16 protein-coding genes and 1 pseudogene are annotated in these 16,817 nt (G+C 67.4%); 8 read left to right on the top strand and 9 right to left on the bottom strand.

Annotated features, from left to right (window positions below):
• Positions 1-161 precede the first annotated feature (161 nt).
• The 6 genes and pseudogenes from G9C85_RS16940 to G9C85_RS16915 all read left to right on the top strand — a co-directional run bounded on the left by G9C85_RS16940 (position 162) and on the right by G9C85_RS16915 (position 7,275).
• Entirely contained in the window at positions 162-1,871 is a 1,710-nt protein-coding gene (locus tag G9C85_RS16940) for a bacterio-opsin activator domain-containing protein (RefSeq protein ID WP_166042156.1), read from the top strand.
• Between the two features lie 242 nt (positions 1,872-2,113).
• Positions 2,114-4,102, top strand: coding sequence for an acetate--CoA ligase (gene acs, locus G9C85_RS16935; RefSeq protein WP_193570794.1), 1,989 nt, complete (start codon positions 2,114-2,116; stop codon positions 4,100-4,102).
• A gap of 139 nt (positions 4,103-4,241) precedes the next feature.
• Positions 4,242-4,661 carry a DUF4212 domain-containing protein gene (locus G9C85_RS16930; protein ID WP_166042155.1) on the top strand — a complete coding sequence of 140 codons (420 nt, stop codon included), beginning with the start codon at positions 4,242-4,244 and terminating at the stop codon, positions 4,659-4,661.
• A gap of 113 nt (positions 4,662-4,774) precedes the next feature.
• Entirely contained in the window at positions 4,775-6,481 is a 1,707-nt protein-coding gene (locus tag G9C85_RS16925) for a VC_2705 family sodium/solute symporter (RefSeq protein ID WP_394352743.1), read from the top strand.
• 3 nt (positions 6,482-6,484) lie between these two features.
• Positions 6,485-6,943: pseudogene (locus G9C85_RS16920) on the top strand (universal stress protein); the annotation flags it as partial.
• 107 nt (positions 6,944-7,050) lie between these two features.
• Positions 7,051-7,275, top strand: coding sequence for a hypothetical protein (locus tag G9C85_RS16915; protein WP_205254399.1), 225 nt, complete (start codon positions 7,051-7,053; stop codon positions 7,273-7,275).
• Between the two features lie 60 nt (positions 7,276-7,335).
• Here the strand turns inward: G9C85_RS16915 and G9C85_RS16910 are convergent, their stop codons facing one another.
• The 8 genes from G9C85_RS16910 to G9C85_RS16875 form a co-directional block, all read right to left on the bottom strand.
• Positions 7,336-7,764, bottom strand: coding sequence for a universal stress protein (locus tag G9C85_RS16910; RefSeq protein WP_166042152.1), 429 nt, complete (start codon positions 7,762-7,764; stop codon positions 7,336-7,338).
• 127 nt (positions 7,765-7,891) lie between these two features.
• Positions 7,892-9,124: a threonine ammonia-lyase gene (ilvA, locus tag G9C85_RS16905; protein WP_166042151.1), complete on the bottom strand. Its 1,233-nt coding sequence runs from the start codon at positions 9,122-9,124 to the stop codon at positions 7,892-7,894.
• 274 nt (positions 9,125-9,398) lie between these two features.
• Entirely contained in the window at positions 9,399-9,566 is a 168-nt protein-coding gene (locus tag G9C85_RS16900) for a hypothetical protein (protein WP_166042150.1), read from the bottom strand.
• A 66-nt stretch (positions 9,567-9,632) separates the two neighbouring features.
• Entirely contained in the window at positions 9,633-9,827 is a 195-nt protein-coding gene (locus G9C85_RS16895; protein WP_166042149.1) for a hypothetical protein, read from the bottom strand.
• A gap of 329 nt (positions 9,828-10,156) precedes the next feature.
• Positions 10,157-11,419, bottom strand: coding sequence for an orc1/cdc6 family replication initiation protein (locus G9C85_RS16890; RefSeq protein ID WP_166042148.1), 1,263 nt, complete (start codon positions 11,417-11,419; stop codon positions 10,157-10,159).
• A 967-nt stretch (positions 11,420-12,386) separates the two neighbouring features.
• Positions 12,387-12,893, bottom strand: coding sequence for a hypothetical protein (locus G9C85_RS16885; protein WP_166041669.1), 507 nt, complete (start codon positions 12,891-12,893; stop codon positions 12,387-12,389).
• Positions 12,894-13,055: 162 nt separating this feature from the next.
• Positions 13,056-14,159, bottom strand: a complete 1,104-nt coding sequence (locus G9C85_RS16880; protein WP_166042147.1) for a halocyanin domain-containing protein — start codon at positions 14,157-14,159, stop codon at positions 13,056-13,058.
• 141 nt (positions 14,160-14,300) lie between these two features.
• Entirely contained in the window at positions 14,301-15,446 is a 1,146-nt protein-coding gene (locus tag G9C85_RS16875) for a multicopper oxidase domain-containing protein (protein WP_166042146.1), read from the bottom strand.
• A 204-nt stretch (positions 15,447-15,650) separates the two neighbouring features.
• Between G9C85_RS16875 and G9C85_RS16870 the strand changes: the two genes are divergently transcribed.
• Both G9C85_RS16870 and G9C85_RS16865 read left to right on the top strand, forming a co-directional pair.
• Positions 15,651-16,028, top strand: a complete 378-nt coding sequence (locus tag G9C85_RS16870; RefSeq protein WP_166042145.1) for a transcriptional regulator — start codon at positions 15,651-15,653, stop codon at positions 16,026-16,028.
• Positions 16,025-16,306: a hypothetical protein gene (locus G9C85_RS16865; protein ID WP_166042143.1), complete on the top strand. Its 282-nt coding sequence runs from the start codon at positions 16,025-16,027 to the stop codon at positions 16,304-16,306. The genes G9C85_RS16870 and G9C85_RS16865 overlap by 4 nt, the downstream gene beginning before the upstream one ends.
• Before the next feature lie 62 nt (positions 16,307-16,368).
• Here G9C85_RS16865 and G9C85_RS16860 read toward each other — a convergent pair whose 3' ends face one another.
• Positions 16,369-16,641 (bottom strand): hypothetical protein, encoded by a 273-nt coding sequence (locus G9C85_RS16860; RefSeq protein WP_166042142.1) that lies wholly within the window; start codon positions 16,639-16,641, stop codon positions 16,369-16,371.
• Between the last annotated feature and the right edge of the window lie 176 nt (positions 16,642-16,817).

Genomic DNA, 16,817 nt, shown 5'->3' with positions numbered 1-16,817 from the left:
ACCACCGGCCTATAAGTTCTGTTCTCCCGACACGTATTTCGGTCTCAGTAGAGACGCGAAACGTATTGTACGGTTTTACGTGACTGGAAACGAGATACGTTCGAAACCGAGTCGTCAAACCCGAACAACTATTTCGTGCGACTCTCAAACGCGAAACGACTGTGAGCCCGCTCTCGCCCGAGGACTACGAGCGGATGCGGCGCGCGACCCGCACCCACCGGGAGGACCTCGTCGTGCGACTGTGCGCGGAGGTCGGGCTCCGGCCGGCCGAGGTCGCCGCAGTGGAGCCCGGCGACGTCTCGACCGTCGACGGCACGCACGTCGTCGCCGTCGCCGATCGGGCGACCGTCCTCCCGGCGGACCTCGAGCACGACCTCCGGAAGTACGCCGCCTCGGAGGGCGTCGCCGACGACGAGCGCGTCGTTCCGGTCTCCGCGCGACGCGTCCAGATGCTCGTCCGCGATGTCGCCGACCGGACGGCGACCGAGACCGGCGACGACCGCTTCCGCGACGTCTCCTCGCGCGCGCTCCGCGAGCACTTCGTCGTCTCGCACCTGCGCGCCGGCGTCGACCCGCGGATCGTCGCGGCCGCCGCCGGGTTCGACAGCGTCGCCGGCCTCGCGCCGTACCTCGGCGACCCGAGTACGGTCGAGGTCGCCGCCGCACTCGGTGACGGGCCCGCTGCGGGCGACGGCGAGACGCCCGAACCCGTCCGGAACGCGGCCGCGCTCCTCGCGACCGTCGCCGACGGCCTCGGCGGCCACGAGACCGCTGCCTCGCTCTTCGACGCCGTCGTCGAGCGCGCCGCGACCGTCGACGGCTACCGGTACGCGTGGATCGCCGAGCGAACCGGCGACGCGACCGGACCCGGTTCCGAGACCACCGACGCGACCGAATCCGGTGACGAGACCGCCGACGCGACCGTGGTCGCACACGCCGGCATCGACGCCGCAGTCGTCGAAGCGGAACTCGAGACGAGCGACTTCGACGGAACCCGGCGTGCCGGCGTCGACGACCAGCGCGTGGCCGCCTTCGCCGCCGGTGGCGGCGTCGTCTCGCTCCCGGTCGGGGCGTTCGACGGCGTCGAGTACGCACTCGGCCTCGGCGTCGAGACCACGCCCGACAGTGAGGACGCGGTCGCCGACCTCCACGACGGGCTCTCCGTCCTCGTCGAACGTGCGACGCGGGCCGTCCGACGCCGTCGCCGCCTCGTCGCCGACGTCGTCACCGAACTCCGGTTCGACGTCCACGACCCCGACGCCGTCCTCGTCGGGCTCGCGACCGACCTCGACGCCACCGTCTCGGTCTCCGGCGTCGTCCCCGGCGACCCCGGGCTCGTCCTCTACGCCGAAGTCGCCGACGCCACGCCCCAGGCCGTCGTGGACGCCGTCGGCGACGACGACCGCGTCGAACGCGTGCGCTACGTCGACGACGGCGACGACGGCCCCGTGTTCGAACTCGTCGTCACCGAATCGCCCGCCCGGACGCTCGTCGACCTCGACGCGCGCATCCGCGCGATCCGCGCCGACGCCGAATCGGTCAGCGTCACCGCCGTCGTACCCGCGGACGCGGACGTCCGCGCCCTCCGCGACGCCGTCCGCGACGACTGGCCGGCCGCAGCCCTCGCCGGACAGGAGACCGTCGAACGCACCGTCGAACGCGACGCCAGCTTCCAGGGTCGCCTCCGCGAAGCACTCACCGACCGCCAGCTCGCCGTCCTCCAGTCCGCGTACCACGGCGGCTACTTCCAGTGGCCGCGCGAGTCGACCGGCGAGGAACTCGCCGACTCGCTCGACGTCGCCGCCCCCACCCTCCACAACCACCTCCGGGTCGCCCAACGGAAGCTGCTGGACGCGTTCTTCGAGTCCTGACCGGCGTCGCGCGAGCGGCGGGTCGAGGTGGTCCGGGCGAGCCCTCCAGCCGCGGTGACTAACTGTTTAGGCGAACCCCGTCCTAGCCCGGTCGTAGCGGCCCGAGCCTCGCAGGAACGGCGAACCGCCAGATTACGACTTAGTGTACGTTAAGGAGCCTGAGACGGCCGGATAGCTGTCTCTCACGGTCGTTCGGGCGGTTAGTCACCCCCTTTTTTGTGTCGGGTGTCGCGCTCCGTGGTATGTCGGGCGAGACCGACCACAGCATGGAAGCGCGCACCGCGCAAGGCGACGAGCTCGAACCACCGGCGTCGTTCGTCGAGCAGGCGAACGTCACCGACCCCGGCATCTACGACGAGTTCGCGGAGAACTGGCCCGAGTGCTGGGAGCAGGCCGCCGACCTCCTGGACTGGGACAGCGACTACGACACCGTTCTCGACGACTCGAACCCGCCGTTCTACGAGTGGTTCACGGGCGGCGAGCTCAACGCGAGCTACAACGCCGTCGACCGCCACCTCGACGAGCGCGGCGACGAGACCGCGATCGAGTGGATCGGCGAGCCGACCGACGAGGCGAACCGATCGTACACGTACCGCGAGCTCCACCGCGAGGTGAACGAGGCCGCGGCCGCCCTCCGCGACCTCGGCGTGGGCGAGGACGACGTCGTCACGATGTACATGCCGATGGTACCCGAACTCCCCATCGCCATGCTGGCGTGCGCGAGGATCGGTGCCCCGCACTCGGTCGTCTTCGCGGGGTTCTCCGCGGACGCGCTCGCGACGCGGATGAACGCAGCGGACTCCGAGTACCTCGTCACGTGCGACGGCTACTACCGTCGCGGCGACGCCCTCGAGCACAAGGCGAAGGCCGACGACGGCCTCGCGAGCGTCGACCACGACGTCACGAGCGTCGTCGTCGACCGCCTCGGCGACGACTACGACCACCCGATGCGCGACGACGACGTCGACTACGACGCGCTCGTCGACGAACACACCGGCGCCGACGTCGATCCCGTCTCCCGGGACGCCGAGGACATGCTCTTCCTGATGTACACCTCGGGCACCACGGGCGAACCGAAGGGCGTGAAGCACACCACGGGCGGCTACCTCTCCTGGGTCACCTGGACGAGTCAGGCGGTCCTGGACGTGAAGCCCGAGGACACGTACTGGTGTTCGGCCGACATCGGCTGGATCACCGGGCACTCCTACATCGTGTACGGCCCGCTGAGTCTCGGGACGACGACGGTGATGTACGAGGGCACGCCGGACTACCCCGACAAGGACCGCATGTGGGAGATCGTCGACGAGTACGAGACCACGCAGCTGTACACCGCGCCGACGGCGATCCGCGCGTTCATGAAGTGGGGCGAGCAGTATCCCGCCGAGCACGACCTCTCCAGTCTCCGGCTGCTCGGCACCGTCGGCGAGCCGATCAACCCGAAGGCCTGGAAGTGGTACTACGAGCACGTCGGCGGCGAGGATTGCCCGGTCGTGGACACGTGGTGGCAGACCGAGACCGGCGGGATGATGATCACGACCCTCCCGGGCGTCGGCGAGATGAAGCCCGGCGCCGCTGGTCCGCCGCTGCCGGGGCTGGACGTGAACGTCGTCGACGGCTCGGGCCAGCCGGTCGACGCCGGCGACGCCGGCTATCTCACCGTCGACAGGCCGTGGCCGGGGATGCTCCGCACGCTCTACCAGAACGACGAACGCTACGTCCAGGAGTACTGGGCGGAGTACTCCGACACCGACAGCGACGACCCCGACGACTGGACGTACTTCCCCGAAGACGGCGCGAAGATCGACGACGACGGCTACATCACGGTGCTGGGCCGCGTCGACGACGTGATCAACGTCTCCGGGCACCGGCTCGGCACCATGGAGATCGAGAGCGCGATCGTCGGCGTCGAAGGCGTCGCCGAAGCCGCCGTCGTCGGCGGGAACCACCCAGTGAAGGGCGAGGCCGTGCACGCGTTCGTCATCACCGAGGACCACGCCGACGGCGGGGAGGAACTCCGCGAGCGAATCATCCAGGGCGTCGAGGACGCCATCGGCCCGATCGCCCGCCCCGAGTCCGTCGTCTTCACGCCCGAACTCCCGAAGACGCGCTCCGGGAAGATCATGCGCCGCCTCCTGGAGGACATCGCGAACGGCGACGACCTCGGGACGACGTCAACGCTCCGGAACCCCGACGTCGTCGACGACATCCAGGCCGCCGTGGAGGGCGAGTGACGACGCCGTGACGCCCTGAGCGACTGTTCCCGACGGGTCTCGACGACCGCCCACCGGGTTCACCGCGATCGACCCCGACGACCGGCATCCTGCGACGTCGCATCGAACCGCACGACCGCACTCGACACACACCCACTCAATGACAGACAATCGCACGCGAACCTCGGATCGTACAGCCACCGAGTCCCACGAGGACGTCGACTACCTCGACCGCGAGGTGAACATCTTCAAGCCCGCGACGCCGTTCATGCGCGACCACCTCCGCGTCGTCTGGACGATGTTCGCCGCGTGGGCGCTCGTCGTCTTCGGACCAGTCACCGCCACCGCAATCGCGCCCGGCCTCATGACCGACATCACGATCCTGGGCTTCCCGCTCCACTACGCCGCCACCGCCATCGGCGCGCCCACCGGCGCACTCGTCCTCTCGTTCGCGTACGCCCGCAAGCGCGATCAGCTCGACGAGAAGTACGGCATCGATCACGGCCCCGACGCGACGAACGGCGACGAAGAGGACGCGCCGGCCGAGCCGGCCGCGACCGACGGCGGGGCAGACCAATGACCGCGACCGCACTCCCCGCAGTCCAGGACGCGATCGGCGCGGCCCCGTCGGGCGCCCCGCTCCAGCTGCTCCCGGACGCACTCGACGGCTCGTTCAAGCTCGTGCCCGCCATCATGGTCACGGGGATGCTCCTGCTGTTCCTCGGCATCGGGTACGCGTTCCGCGTCGCCGACACCGACGACCTCTGGGTCGCCGGCCGCTCCATCGGGAACGTCGAGAACGGCATGGCGATCGGCGCGAACTGGATGTCCGCCGCATCCTACCTCGGGATGGCCGCACTCATCGCGCTCTCGGGATACTACGGACTCGCTTTCGTCGTCGGCTGGTCGACCGGCTACTTCGTCCTCCTCATCTTCCTCGCCGCCCAGATGCGGCGGTTCGGGAAGTACACCGCGCCCGACTTCGTCGGCGACCGCTTCGACTCCGACACCGCGCGCGCCATCGCCGCCCTCACCACGATCCTCATCGGGTTCGTGTACGCCGTCGGGCAAGCCCGCGGCATGGGCCTCGTCGGCATCTACGTCTTCGGTGGCGACTACGCCACGATGGTCGTCCTCCTCATGGCGATCACGGTCGGCTACCTCGCCCTCTCGGGGATGCTCGGCGCGACGAAGAACATGGCCGTCCAGTACGTCATCCTCATCGTCGCGTTCCTCGCCGGCCTCTACGCCGTCGGGTGGACGCAAGGATACTCGACCGTGCTCCCGCAGGTCGAGTACGGCGCGATGCTGGACCAGCTCGGCCGCGAGTTCACCGAACCGTTCACCTCCGGCAGCTACTACCTCTGGATCGCGACCGCGTTCAGCCTCATCGTCGGCACGTGCGGGCTCCCGCACGTCCTCGTGCGGTTCTACACGGTCGAGAGCGAGCGCACCGCGCGCTGGTCGACCGTCTGGGGCCTGTTCTTCATCTGTCTCCTCTACCTGTCCGCGCCCGCGTTCGCCGCGTTCGGCACCGACCTCTACGCGACCAACGTCGGCGACGTCTACGGCGCAAACGGCATGAGCGGTGCGGAAGGCGACGTCATCGTCGTTCTCGCGAGCCAGCTCGCGAACCTCCCGACGTGGTTCGTCGGCCTCGTCGCCGCCGGCGGCATCGCCGCCGCCATCGCGACCACGGCCGGCCTCTTCATCGCCGCGTCGTCCGCGGCCGCACACGACATCTACACGAACATCGTCAACCCCGACGCGACCCAGCGCCAGCAGCTCCTCGTCGGCCGCGCGACCATCGTCGGCCTCGGCGCACTCGTGACCCTGTTCGCGCTCGACCCGCCCGCGCTCGTCGGCGAACTCGTCTCGTACGCCTTCAGTCTCGCCGGACTCGTCCTCTTCCCGATGTTCTTCCTCGGCCTCTGGTGGGAGAACACGAACCGCCAGGGCGCACTCGCCGGGATGACCACCGGCCTCCTCATCTGGACGGCCGCCATCGTCAACGAAGTCCTGCCCGCGTACGTCGGCGTCCTCGGCGACGCCGCCGGCGAATCCGGCGCGATCGTCCCCGTCTACGCCGACGTCTTCCCCGCGATAGGCGCGGCGCTCGCCGGCACGCCCATCGTGTTCGCCGTCACCATCGCGGTCTCGTACGCGACCGACGAACCGAGCGAGGAGATAAAGCGCATCGTCCGCCAATGCCACAGCCCCGAACCGATGGGCCAACAGCAGTCCGCAGAAGACGTCGTCGCCACCGACGGCGGCGCCACCGACGGCGGCGCGAACGACGTCGCAACTGACGGTGGTACCGACGACGCCGCCACCGACGGCGGTGGACCCGAAGAGTCGACGACCGACGACGCACCCGACGACGCGAACACGGAGGCCTGAGAGATGTACGAACACGTACTCATTCCGACGGACGGTAGCGAGACGGCCGAACACGCGGTCGACGAAGCGCTCGAAGTCGCCGCGAAGTTCGACGCGCGCGTGTCGGCGCTCTACGTCGTCGACACGGACGCGGTCGGCATCGGCCTCGGCGTCGAACAGGTCGACCGCATCCGCGCCGGCCGATTCGGCGAGATGGACGAGCTGGAGGCGAAAGCCACGGACGCGACGGGGTACGTCGCCGAACGCGCCGCGGAACGCGGCCTCGACGTCACCGAGGAGTACCGCGGCGGCCGGCCACCGAGCGCGATCGCGGACTTCGCCGACGACCACGACGTCGACCTGATCGCGATGGGGAGTCACGGCCGCTCGGGACTCTCCCGGGTCGTCCTCGGGAGCGTCACCGAACGCGTCCTCCGCGAGACGCACAAGAGCGTGCTCGTCGTCGACACCGGTCACGCCGACCGCGACACCGCGACTGACGGCGGCACCGCGACCGACGGCGGCACCGCGACCGACCGAGACGGCACCGCGACCGACTGCGACACTCCCGTCAACGGCGGTGACGACGCGTGACCGCGTCGCGCGTCGCTCGCATCCGCGAGCACGTCGTCGAGAACCGCGACACCGTCCTCGCCGACCTCGCGTTCGCCGTCGTCTGGGTCGCCGCCGTCACGCTCCTGTTCGACCTCACCGGCGGCCCGCAGTGGGCGTACCACCTCACGCTCGCCAGCGGCATCCTCGCCCACTACGGGTTCTTCGCGTCGCTAGACGCCGCGAGCCACGCCGAGAGCTAGCCGGCCGCACCACCGGCAGTTCCCGGCTCGACGACCCGGATCGAGCGGTGACGCTTCTCCTTACTCGCTCTCGGCGGTCGTCACCGTCACGGGCCGGTCCGTGTTCAGGAGGACCTCCTGCGAGACACTGCCGAACAGGAGCTTCCCCGCCGGCGAGCGCTTCCGGCCGCCGATCACGATCTGGTCCGCGTCGATCTCGTCGGCGTCGTCGATGATGTCCTGCGCGACCTCGCCACTGTTCTCCCGAACGTGGTAGTCGACGCCCGCGTCGTCGAGGACCTCCATCACGCGCCGCACGGCGTCGATCCGCGTCGGCGAATCGAAGCGCTTCATCTCGTCGGGCGTGTCCGGCGACCGCTCTTCGCCCGTGAACACGAACAGGACGTCCGCCTCGACGGTCGCGCCCTCGTCCGCGAGGCCCGCGACGAAGTTCGCCTGGCTGAGTGCTCGTTCGACGTTCAAGTGGACTGGAAGGAGTACGCGATGCATGACAGACAGTTCACCGGGAAATGGTTTATACGTACGTGCTCGCTCCGGCGGTTCGAGAACGCGTCCGCCACCACGACCCTCCGAGAACGCGTCCGCCACCACGACCGGCCGAGAACGCGTCCCGCACTCACTCCGGGTGCGCGAGGCGCTCGACGTCGTAGCCCGCGTCGCGGATCCCGGCGAGCAACTGGTCGGCGTGCTCGCGGCCAGCCGCCTCCACACGGAACAGGAGGTAGGCGTCACCGACGTCGAGGTCGTCGACCGCGCGCTCGTGGCGCACCGACCGGATGTTCGCACCCTGGTCCGCGAGCACGCGAGACACGTCCGCCATCTTCCCCGGGCGATCCCGGATCCGCACGCGGAGGTGCAGGAGCTGGTGCCGCGCCGCCTGCGCGTGCGTCAACACGCCCTGGAGCGCGGACACGTCGATGTTCCCACCGCAGAGCAACGGCACCACCGTCTCCCCCGCCACGTCCAGGTCCTCCGAGAGCAACGCGGCCGTACTCGCCGCACCCGCACCCTCCACGAGTTGCTTCGCGCGCTCCAACAACAGGAGGATCGCTTGCGCGATCAGGTCGTCGCTCACCGTCACCACCTCGTCGACGTACGCCTCGATGTGCTCGTACGTCAACTCGCAGATCCCGCCGGTCGCGATCCCGTCCGCAATCGTCTGCGGGTCCTCGTTCCCCACCGGCTCCCCCTTCTTGAGGCTATCCGGGACCGTCGCCGCCTCGTCGGCCTGCACGCCCACGATGCGCACGCTCGGATCGCGCTCCTTGATCGCCGTCGCAACCCCCGAGATGAGGCCGCCACCACCGATCGGCGCCACGACCGTGTCCACGTCCCGGAACTGCTCGAACAACTCCAGCCCGAGCGTCCCCTGCCCCGCGACGATCGCCGGGTCGTCGTACGCGTGCACGAACTCCCAGCCGTGCTCGTCCTCCAGGTCCCTCGCGTGCGCGACGGCCTCCTGGAACGTCTTCCCGACCAGCTCGACGTCCGCGCCGTACCCCCGCGTCGCGTCGATCTTCGCCTGCGGCGCCGTCTCCGGCATCACGATCGTCGACTCGATGTCGTTCGTCGTCGCCGCCAACGCCACCCCCTGCGCGTGATTGCCCGCGCTCGCGGCCACGACCCGGGCGTCGAACTCGTCGTCCTCGGCGAGCTGAGCGACCTTGTTGTGCGCGCCCCTGGTCTTGAACGATCCCGTCCGTTGCATGTGCTCCATCTTCAGGTGGACGTCCGCGTTCGCGCGCTCGCTCAACGACCGCGAGTACTCGATCGGCGTCTCCTCGACGATGTCGGTGTCGCGGACGCGTGCGCGCGCCGCCTCGATGTCCTGCAGCGAGACGCTTGGCATACCAGACAGTCCACCCCCGGCCGCCTTCAACGTACGGAATTCTACGTGAAATCAATCCCCGACTCGCAACGGACGCGACTGCCGACGAGAACCCTCGCGCGTGCGTGGCGGCCGCTATCGAGCATCGATGGAGCTATCGAGCATCGATGGAGCTATCGAGCATCGATGGAGCTATCGAGCATCGATGGAGCTATCGAGCATCGATGTAGTTCCGCCTGGACGCAGACAGTGTCCTACTGGGCACAGGCAGTGTCCTACTGGCCAACGTCCGTCCCTATCGGGCGCCAGCGACGCCGCTCCCGATTGCTGCGCCACAGTCGCCGCAGGCGACGAGGTAGAACCGCTTGGACGCCTTGAAGAACCCGGACTTCGCGCCAAAGTCTGCGAACTCGACGTCGGTCTCCTCCGCGAGCGTCGCATCGCATTCTGGACAGTGAACCATGCGCGATAGTTCTATGATGTGATACTAAGTCGTTTCCGTTGCGAGACGATGCTACGTCGTTTCCGTTCAGTGCGCACCCGCGGCGCCACCGTTGCCCTTCGCACCCGCCACGCCGCTGCCGATGGTGTACCCACAGTGCGCGCACTCGGTCACGTAGAAGCGCTTCGACGCCCGAACGAACCCGAGACGAGACTCCGTCTCGACGAACGCCACGTCGTCGATACTCGAGAGCGTCGATTCGCACTCCGGACAGTGAACCATATCCGAGGTATCAGGTTCAACGAACATATTTGTGCCGGACCACTACGCCCCCCATCGCTACCCCCACCCGCTCCCTTCGAGTCCTCTCACACCACCCTGATTCCTTCACACCACCTTGTCCGCTGAACGCTCGCGGACTCCACGACCACCACGAACGCAACGACCACCACGAACGCAACGACCAGTCGCCGCTACCCGCGAACTGCGGACGGGGTGGTGTTCGTTGTGCGAATCGTAGCGCGAACGCGGCGATTCACGGCCAGATTCCCCATCGAACGGCGGACACGATGGGGTCGCGTGAGGAGTGGACCGGGGTCGATTCGTGGTCGTCAGTACTCGGTGAGCGTCGCGTTGTCGTCGGTCGAGACCGCGCCGGGGTCGATGTCGACGAAGTCCATGACGGAATCGTGGATGCCGACGGACTCGACGGTTTCCTCGAGCGCGGACAGGACGAGTGCGGGGTCGAGGTCGAGCGCGTACTCGCGGTACGTGCCGCCACGACGGCCCTCGTTTCGTTCAGTGACGCTGATGATCCCGAGCATCGCGAGCTCACTGAGGTGATCGCGCATCCGTCGCGGCACGAGCGGGTCGCGGTTCGCCAGTTCCGCGAACCGCGTGTACCGCGGCCGGACGTCCCGCGACCGAACCGGCGTGTCGCCCTCGAGGTCGAGCGTGACGAGCGCGTACAGCACGAGGTGGCCGTGCTCGGTCAGCCCACCGATGCCTTCCTGGATGCGGCCCCGCTCGAGCTCGTCCCGACCCGCCTCGACGTGATCCGCGGTGACGGTCTCCGCACCGCCTTCCCGAGCCATGTCGCCCGCGCTCATCAGGAGGTCGAGACTCTGGCGAGCGTCCCCCGCGTCCTTCGCACCGTACGCCGCACAGAGCGGGATGACCTCGTCAGCGAGCACGCCGTCGTGGAACGCGACGTTCGCACGCTGCGAGAGGATCTGTCGGAGATCGTTCGCGTCGTACGCGGGAAAGTGGATCTCTTGCTCGCACAGCGACGACCGGACCTTCGGCGACAGGTCGTCGCGGAACGAGAAGTCGTTCGAGATCCCGATGATCCCGATCTTCGCCGTCTCCAGGTTACCGTTCGCGCGAGCACGCGGGAGCTGGTAGAGGATGGAGTCGTCCTCGAGGTGGTCGACCTCGTCGAGGACGACGAGGATCGTGCCCGCTGCGGTCTCGAGTTCGTTCCAGAGCATCTCGTAGACGGACGCTCGCGGATACCCGGTCGTGGAGATCTGGTTGGTCTCGTCGCGGAACTCGTTCACGAGTCTGGTCGCGACCTGGTACGAGGACGTGAGGCCGTCGCAGTTCAGCATCGCGACGGTGAGCTCGATGTCGTCGAACTGCGCCGCGTCCTCGCGGAGGTGCGAGAGGAGGTACCGGGTCGCCGCCGTCTTCCCGACGCCGGTCTTCCCGTAGAGGAAGATGTTGTCCGGCTGCTCGCCGTTGATCACGGGCTGGAGGGCAGCCTGGTACGTGTCGAGTTCGTCGCTGCGACCAACCAGTTCCTCGGGCTGGTAGTCCTCGCGGAGGGCGTCCCGGTCGGTGTAGATGTTCGTATCTCGCTCGAACAGCGCCATCGTTACCGACACGAATGGGAGGGAATGACATAAAACCACCGCGTCCGGAGTGTCCGCCGTTTCCGCTGTTCTCGTTTCTTTAAGTCAAGGCAGGTAACACACCCCCTCCTTCTTGTCCGCTGTTGTGGCGGTGAGGGGTGGGGTGGGGGTTGTTGCTGGAACTCTGAACTAGAGGAAAGTTTATAACCCCTGTCCACAAATTAGTCCGTACCCTCTCCAAACAGACAGTAGTGAGTAAAGAATGGTCTAGGAAACTAGATCCTACCCGTGACATTTTTCTTATGTTATCTCATATTTCTCTTCGTGTCATACGGGCTCGGTTCAGTTGACCGACTCCCGTGCGGTTCGCTGCGACCCCCTCCCACCCCTGAACGCGAGAACTGCGGACAAAGTGGGGTGGGTGTGGAGACCGCATCGACCGAGTGGTTTCCGAACCCATCCCACCCAACCGGAGCGTCCGATCGCCTTCGCCTCGTCCCCAGAACGCTCGACGGTCGAACGGTCGTTCACGATGGTTGCCACGAGGTTCTGACGAGCGAGTGCGTCTGAACCGGACTCGTGGCGGCCTTGGTTCGGCTGCGTACAGTGATGGCGTCTGGTCCTGCGACTCGCGTTGCTGGATTGAATCTGGCCGACGACCGAGCTGGTCGACTTCCGACACCACAATGTCCGCTGTAATCGTCAGACGTCCACCGACACCACCCCACTCCGTCCGCTGTTCCCGACCAGTCCACCCAGAAGAACAGCGGACGCGGTGGGGGAGTTCAACCGACGCACGCCGTTACCCCACAGTTCAAATTGTCCGTCCGTGGGGTAACTACAGGGACCACCGCACTTCGCCTTTCTAGCGGCACCCCCTTCTTCGCTCCCACCTCGGTCTGATGCCACCCCGACCTAACGCCACCTCGACCGGACGCCACCCCCACCACGTCCGCTGTTCTACGCATTCGCTCCAGCGGCCGTTGGTTCAGTCGCGGCCGTCGACGGGGCCGATGTAGCGGTTCTTCCAGGAGTCGCCGTCGCGCCACTGCCAGTAGTAGTACCGGTAACCGGGCTTGGGTTCCTTGACCGTGACGTACGCGCCGTCGTCGGGAACGTCGTCGTAACTCGACGGGTCGGTCGAGACGCCGCGGGCCTCGAGTGCTTCGAGCTCGGTACCGTCGACTGCACGATCGGGGCCGGGGTCCTCACGACCCGGCACGTCACTCCCTCTGGGTTCGCCGGATTCGCCAGGTCTACCGGCCGTGCCGCGGTCGCCCCGTTCGGGTCTGCTCCGGTTGTCGGAGCCGCCGCGGTCGCCGCGTCCACGGATCTCGCGCTTCCACGCGGCGAGGTCCCGCGCGTACTTCGCCAGTGCCTCCAGTCGCTCCGGCGACTGTCGTTCGAGGGGGTCGAGCACGTACGCCGGCAGATCCGGTGCCTCGGGTTCTCCCCCCGACGATCCGCTGGAACGTGCGTCGTCGTCGTCCGTCACGAGTTACCCCACGGATTGAAACCGCTTAGTTCGTGGGGTAATCCCGAGTATTGGAACGCCCGCTACTGTCGACCCAGATGCAGAACGCCCTCCCTCGTCAGACGACCCACTCGGGAAGACGGAGAACAGTTAGCCGATCGCCAGGCCGAAGCAGAGAATCGGTCAGTGCCGCCGTGCCTTCGCCGCCTCGTCGTCGGTGTTGGCCACGTCGTCCTTCCCGAAAAGGACGGCTCCGAAGAGGAAGGGGGAGAGCAGTGCGGCGACGAGGCCGCCGACGAGACCGAACAGCCAGAGGTCTTCGTTGCCGGTGGTCGATCCACCGTCGTCGCCACCCGCACCGCCTGCACCAGCGCCGGGGTCGCCGACGACGACGGCGCCCTTCATGCCCATCGCCTTGTGCGGGCCGCAGTAGTACTTCGAGACGCCCTCGGCGTCGAACGTTCGCTCGTAGGTCTCGCCCTCGCTGCCCTGCATCGAGGACTCGTAGGAGCCGTCCTCCGCGACGACGTTGTGCGACCCGCCCTTCCCGGTCCACTCGAAGACGACGGTCGTCCCCGGGTCGACGCGTATCGCGGCCGGCCCGAAGCCGTACGCGCCGCCGTTGGCTTCCGAGCCGACCTCGACGGTGACCTCGCTCTCGCCGGTCGCGTCGACGGTGCCGTCGAAGTTCCCGACGTCGTCGAACCAGCCACCGTAATCGACGTCGCCGCCAGCACCGCCATCTCCGCTCTCGCCGTCTCCATCACTGCCGCCGCTGCCGCCGCCGGCACCGGCCTCGGGGACTGCGACCTCGAGGTCGCCGACGACGACGGCGCCCTTCATGCCCATCGCCTTGTGCGGACCACAGTAGTAGGGAGCCACGCCCTCGCTCTCGAACGTGTGATCGAACGTGTCGCCTTCGTTGCCGAGCATCTCGGACTCGAACGCGCCGTCCTTCTCGACGACGTTGTGCGACCCGCCCTTGCCGGTCCACTCCCAGGTGACGGTCGTTCCGGGGTCGACGCGGACGACGGCCGGCCCGAACGCGTACGCGCCGTCGTTGCCCTGTGCGCCGACGTCGACGGTGACCTCGCTCTCGCCGGTCGCGTCGACGATGCCGTCGAAGTTCCCGACGTTATCCAGCCAGGACTCCAGCGACGCGTCAGCGCTCTGGCTCGCGACGGCGGGACTCGCGCCAACGGCAGCGGTCGTGGCCGCTGCGAGGCTCGCTCTCAGGACGGTGCGTCTGTCGTACTTCGCTTCGTCGTTGGTGGTGTCTGGGGTCATCGTGTCTGGTCTCGGGTCGTGTCTGGTCTCGGGTCGTGTCTGGTCTCGAGTCGTGTCTGCTGGGAGGTTTCGCCAGATTCGGTGTCCTGGGTCGGAGTTCGCTCGATCCGATAGTGCCTGATCGTATGGCCGTAGTCGCGGTCAGCCCTCGTAGCCCGCGTACTCCATGAGCTGGCTGAAGATGTCCGAGTCCATCGCGTCCTTGTAGACGATGGGTGCGAGCATGCCGCCGGGGTAGAAGTTCCCGTTCATCACGTGGTTGACCTTGTGACAGTGCATGAGGTAGATGCCGGGGTCGGCGTCGGCCTCGAACTCGATCGTGTGCCGTTCGGCGGGTGCGAGGTTCACGACGTCCATCTCGTGCTGGGCGGCCTCGGGGATCGCGCCGCCGTCCTTCTCCACGCGCCGGAAGCGGTGGTTGTGGACGTGCATCGGGTGACTCATGTAGCCGTTGTTGGCGAGGTGGAGGCGGACGGTGTCGCCCTGGTCGACGATCACGGGGCTGCCGTCCTCGGGGTGGAACGACCGCGGCGCGCTCTTCCCGTTGACCGTGAAGACGTCCGGGCGGCGGTTCCGCGGGTCGTACTGGACGTCCTCGCCGGCCATCTGCCGTGAGAGCCGCGAGTCGGTCTCCTTGAACGTCAGGAACGCTTCCGTGTCAGCGGGCTCGTAGCCCTTCGGGTCGACGCGGAAGATTCCGTACATCCCCATCTCGATGTGACGCTGGGTCTGGTAGTGGCAGTGATAGAGGTGCGTGCCGGGCGTGTTCGCGGGGATCTGGTACGTGTGCTTCTCGCCGGGATCGACGCGGATGCCCGTGGTCGTCGGGACGCCGTCGTCCTCCCACTTCTTCGAGACGCCGTGGAAGTGGATGGTGTGCGGGCGGCCGCCGTCAGTGTTGTCGAGCGTCACCTCCATGTCCTCGCCCTCGGTCGTCCGCAGGATCGGACCGGGGACGGAGGGGTCGCGGTCGTCGGCCTGGAACGCCCACACCTGCGGGAGTTCCACGGGCCCACCCATCGTTTCGAGCGGGTGCGGCCTGTGTCGCGCGGGCTGGGTCTTCATCGTCACCTGGCCGCCCTGTTCGTCGACGTTGACGACCTGGGGCGGACTGGTCTCGGGGAGGTCGGGAGTCCGGGATCCGGTGTTCTCCGTGGTCGTCGTCGGGTCTTCGGCCTCGAACGCGGCCGTACAGCCCGCGAGTGCGGCGGCCCCCATGCCGCCGGTTGCTGCAACGAATTCGCGTCGCGATACGCCAGTTCCGGGAGCGCCGATGCGGTCGGTCATCGTACACCTCCACGTAGTGGGGGGTAGTTGAACGGGGCGTCGGTGATTCTCGGCGGCGAATAACCGTTCTCAGAGTTCTGGAACGCACCCGGAGATGTTCGACCCCGTCCTTATCGGGAGTGGTTCGCCGCTCGAAACCGGCAGACGGGGCCGCTACGTCGGTGCCGGCAGGTTTTTGATGGGTCGCCGTGGAGTCACGCGTAGATGGTGCGGGACCCGTTCGCGGACGAGGGAGAGCCGGACCTCCAGTCCGTCCTGGACGCACTCGACGATCCGAGCTGTCGGACGATCGTCCAGGAGATGGAGGGTGCGATGACGGCGAACGAGGTCTCGGACGCGACCGACATCCCGCTCTCGACGACGTACCGGAAGCTCGACCTGCTGACGGAGGCGTCGATCCTGAACGAACGCACCGAGATCAGGTCCGACGGCCATCACACCACGAAGTACGTGCTCGCGTTCGACGCCGTCGAGATCGGGCTGAACGAGGACCGCGACTTCGAGGTCTCCATCTCGAGGCCCGCGGGGTCGGCGGACGAACAACTCGCACGACTCTGGAACGAGGTTCGCAAGGAAACATGAGCAGTCACACACCGGCACTCGTCGTGGCATTGAAAGCAATCACGCTGGCGCTCGGCGGCCTCATCTCGTATCTCTCGTATCGCGCGTACCGGCGGACCGGCGCGGGCCCGCTCTGGTATCTCGCGGTCGGGTTCGGGGTGATCACGCTCGGCTCGCTCGTCGCGGGCGTGTTCGATCAGTTCCTGACGAACGTCGGTCGCGGCACGGCGCTCGTCATCGAGTCGGGACTGACGGCGGTCGGGTTCGCCATCATCACGTACTCGCTGTACACTGAGTGACGGGTCTCCGACGCCGGCCTGACGCAGTTCTGGAGTCCGTGACGTTTTCCGGCAGCCGGTGGTCACCTGGCGTCTAGTTCGACGCGATGCGAGTCGGGATGGTAATCGAGGATGCCACGGTCGTCCATCTTGGGAAGGTGCCGGTGGTGGAGGGTGATCCGTAGGGTGTGTACGCGTTCGTCGGTGGTGTCGTCGTCGACGAACTCTTCGTTGGCCGCCAGGTCCGTCGCGAGCGTGTCCAGGTGGACGGGACCGTCGTACGCGGTCAAGAGGCCGAGAATCGTTTGGCGTCGCGTCGAGACGACGTCGTCGTCCTCGTCCCGTTCTGTCTCCACGACTGCTGCCGGTTTCGTGGGGTGCTCGGCTGATGGCGTTTGCATAGTGTCGGAAGGTGGAGATTACTACGCTCGCTCCCACTGTAAGCCTCGACTGTAACTGTATAGGTTCGAATCTAGTCGATAGTCTTCAGAGGACTCGAACCGAACGCCGACCGTTTCGACTCTCGCGAGTA

Origin of the sequence: Halorubellus sp. JP-L1 (assembly GCF_011440375.1) — an archaeon.
In the GTDB taxonomy this organism is placed as follows: domain Archaea; phylum Halobacteriota; class Halobacteria; order Halobacteriales; family Natrialbaceae; genus Halorubellus.
The sequence above is the reverse complement of the archived record's forward strand: the minus strand, read 5'-3'. Positions and strand labels throughout refer to the sequence as shown.